Origin of the sequence: Streptomyces sp. NPDC048479 (assembly GCF_040651435.1) — a bacterium.
Lineage (GTDB): Bacteria > Actinomycetota > Actinomycetes > Streptomycetales > Streptomycetaceae > Streptomyces.
This window is the reverse complement of sequence record NZ_JBEZKA010000089.1, coordinates 1-4,012: the sequence shown is the minus strand read 5'-3', so window position 1 is coordinate 4,012 and position 4,012 is coordinate 1. Positions and strand designations below refer to the sequence as shown.

The 4,012-nt window shown below is 70.3% G+C and carries 1 protein-coding gene; it reads right to left on the bottom strand.

Features of this window, described 5'->3' with window-relative positions:
• The coding region (locus AB0D12_RS40975; RefSeq protein ID WP_362695117.1) for a beta-ketoacyl synthase N-terminal-like domain-containing protein at nucleotides 1-4,012 on the bottom strand (4,012 nt) is incomplete at both ends.

Sequence of the window (4,012 nt, the reverse complement as noted above, 5' to 3'; positions counted from 1 at the left end):
CCACCGACACCGCACCACGAGTCAGACACCACAACGGCGCCTCCACCCCGGCATCACCCAACGCCTGCACCAAACCAGCCGTGGCCAACAACCCATCGGACTCGTCCAGCCCCAGCAGCGACACCACACCGGCACACGAACCCGCCTCGACCAACAGCTGCGCCAACGCGACCCGGTCGACACCGGCCTCAACCACCACCCGCCGGACCTCAACACCACGCTCAGCCAGCCCACCCACCACAGCCGTAACCGGGGCGTCGTCCTCATGACCAGCAGGCACGGCGACCAGCCACGCCCCGCTCATCACTCCGGCGGACACCGCAGCCGTCACCGGCTTCCAGCTCACCCGGTAGCGCCAGCCGTCCACCTGCGCCTGCTCCTGGCCCTGCCGACGCCAGGCCGACAGCGCGGGAACCACGTTCCCCCACGCGCTGACGTCATCGAGGCCGAGCATGGCGGCAAGGGACTCAACGTCCTCGCGCTCGACGGCCTCCCAGAACCGCGCGTCCACCGCATCGACGCTCCCGCCGACAGGCGCACTCTCCGCCTGCGACGCCTCCGGCCAGTACCGCTGCCGCTGGAAGGCGTACGTCGGCAGATCGACCCGCTGCACCCCGGTCCCGGCAAAGTACCCGGCCCAGTCGACCGCCGCACCGCGTACGTGCGCCTGAGCCAGCGCGGCGACCGCCGTCTCCGCCTCTGCCCGCCCACCACGCAGGAGGGGCACGAAGACCGCGCCTTCGCCGGCCACACACTCCTGGGCCAGGGCGGACAGCACGCCGTCCGGGCCGAGTTCGACGTACGTGGTGACGCCAGAGGCCTCCAGGGCGCGGATGCCGTCCAGGAACCGGACAGCCTCGCGGACATGACGGACCCAGAAGTCGGCCGAACCCATCTCGTCCGAGACGAGGGCGCCGGTCAGGTTGGAGACCACCGGGATGCGCGGAGTCCCGTACGAGATGCCCTCGGCGACCGTACGGAAGGCATCGAGCATGCCGTCCATGTGCGGCGAGTGGAACGCATGGCTCACCGTCAGACGCTTCGTCTTACGGCCCTGACCCTCGAAGCTGTCCGCGATCGAGACAGCCGCGTCCTCGTCACCCGCGATGACCACCGACTGCGGACCGTTGATGGCCGCAACACTCACCCGGTCCGTGAGCAGCGGCAGGACCTCGTCCTCGGATGCCTGGACCGCGATCATCACGCCACCCGTCGGCAGCGCCTGCATCAGACGGCCACGAGCCGAAACCAGCGCGCAGGCATCCTCCAGCGAGAACACCCCAGCCACATGCGCGGCAGCAATCTCACCAATCGAATGCCCCGCCAAGAAGTCCGGCCTCAGACCCCACGACTCCACCAGCCGGAACAACGCCACCTCAACCGCAAACAACGCAGGCTGCGTGTACGCCGTCTGGTCGAGAGCATCACCGTCCGCCCCGAACAGCACATCCTTCAGCGGCACTTCAAGATCCAGCCGAGCACACACCGCGTCCAGTGCATCCGCGAACACCGGATACGTCTCGTGCAGCTCACGGCTCATCCCGAGCCGCTGACTCCCCTGCCCCGTGAACAGAAACGCCAGCCGGCCGTCAGCAACGGTGCCCTGCACCAGAGCCGGCACCTGCTCGCCCGCCGCGAGATTCCGCAGTCCGGCCGTGAGGCCCTCGCGGTTCTCTGCGTCGCCGACCAGGATTGCGCGCGACTCCAACGCAGCGCGCCCGCTCGTGAGCGAGTAGGCGATGTCGCCTGCAGAGGCAGCCGGGTTTCCGGCCAGGTAAGAGGCCAGCTGATCCGCCTGGGCGCGCAGCCCGGCGGCGTTCTTGGCGGAAAGGACGAGCGGAAGGACCGACGGGACGGTCCTGCTCTCGACGGTTGCCGTCTCGATGTCGGCAGCCGGCGCCTCTTCGATGATCGTGTGGGCGTTCGTGCCGCTCAGACCGAACGAGGAGACGCCGGCACGGCGCGGGCGGCCGGTCTCGGGCCACTCCGTCTGCTCGGTCAGCAGGGCGATGTCGCCCGCCGTCCAGTCGACGTGCGGCGTCGGCTCGTCGATGTGCAGCGTGCGCGGAAGCACGCCGTGCCGCATCGCCAGCACCATCTTGATCACGCCCGCGACACCGGCCGCGGCCTGCGTGTGCCCGATGTTCGACTTCACCGAACCCAGCAGCAGAGGCTGCTCGGTGGAACGTCCCTGCCCGTACGTGGCGAGCAGCGCCTGCGCCTCGATCGGGTCGCCGAGCCGGGTGCCCGTGCCGTGCGCCTCCACCGCATCGACGTCGGTCGCCGACAGACCGGCGCTCGCGAGCGCCTGCCGGATGACGCGCTGCTGGGACGGGCCGTTCGGGGCAGTGAGTCCGTTGCTCGCGCCGTCCTGGTTGATCGCCGAACCCCGCACGACCGCGAGGACTGGGTGGCCCTTGGCCCGCGCGTCCGACAGGCGCTCGACGAGCAGCATGCCGACGCCCTCGCCCCAGCCCGTACCGTCAGCCGCCGCGGCGAACGCCTTGATGCGACCGTCTTCCGCAAGACCACGCTGACGGCTGAAGTCGACGAAGGCATCCGGCGTCGACATCACCGTCACGCCGCCGGCCAGCGCCATCGTGCACTCGCCCTGCCGCAGCGCCTGCACGGCGAGGTGCAGGGCGACGAGCGACGACGAGCAGGCCGTATCGACCGTGATCGCCGGTCCTTCGAGGCCGAACACATAGGAGAGCCGGCCGGAGACGACGCTCGCCGCGTTGCCCGTGCCGACATGGCCCTCCAGGCCGTCGGCCTCGCGTGCGACGAGCGAGAGGTAGTCCTGGCCGTTGGTGCCGACGAAGACACCGGCCTGGCTGCCCCGCAGCGACGAGGGGTCGATCCCCGCCCGCTCGAAGGCTTCCCACGACGTCTCCAGCAGCAGGCGCTGCTGCGGATCCATCGCCAGCGCCTCGCGCGGCGAGATCCCGAAGAAGTCCGCGTCGAAGTCGGCGACGTCGTAGAGGAATCCGCCCTCACGCGCATACGAGGTGCCCGACTGCTCCGGGTCCGCGCTGTAGAGGCCGGCCAGGTCCCACCCACGGTCGGCGGGGAACTCGGCCACCGCATCCGTGCCGCCGGCAAGCAGCTGCCACAGGTCTTCCGGGGTTCGTACGCCACCGGGGAAACGGCAGCTCATCGCCACGATCGCAATCGGATCGTCGTCGGTGGCGACCACAGCGGGCAGCGGAGCGCCGGCGACCGGGGCAGTGCCCACCAGTTCGCCGCGCAGATACTCCGCGAGGGCGGCGGAGGTGGGGTAGTCGTACACCAAGGTAGTGGGGAGCCGCAGCTCGGTGGCCGCGCCGAGCCTGTTGCGCAGCTCGACCGCGGTCAGGGAGTCGAAGCCGAGCTCCTTGAACGCTCGTTCCGCACCGACGGCGTCCGAGCCGTCGTGGCCGAGTACGGCAGCGACCTGCGTACGGACCAGGGTGAGCAGCTCCCGCTCCTGCTCGGCTTGGGTCAGGCCCGCCAGCTGCCCGAACACCGCACCCGCGACGTCGGCGCCCGTGACCACAGACCCGTGGCTGGTGACGGCGGCCGCGCCCTCAGCGCCGGCGACGAAGTCGCCGATCAGTGGGTTGGGGCGAACCGCTGCGACAACGGACGAGAAGCGCTCCCAGTCGATGTCCGCGACGGTGAGGGCCGCCTCGGCTGCGCCAACAGCCTGCTCCAGCGCGGTGATCGCGGAAGCGGGTGCCATCGGCGACATGCCTTCGCGCCGCATCCGCGCGTCCATCGCCTCGTCGGCGGCCATGCCGCCCTCGGCCCACGGACCCCACGCGAGCGACGTGGCCGCGAGACCATCCGCACGACGCTGCTCGGCCAGAGCATCCAGGTAGGCGTTCGCAGCAGCATAGTTGGCCTGACCAGCAGCACCCACCGTTCCGGTGACGGAGGAGAACAGCACGAAAGCAGAGAGCTCGATACCCAGCTCACCCGTCAGCTCATGCAGGTTGCGGGCCGACACCGCCTTCGCCCGCAGAACACCGTC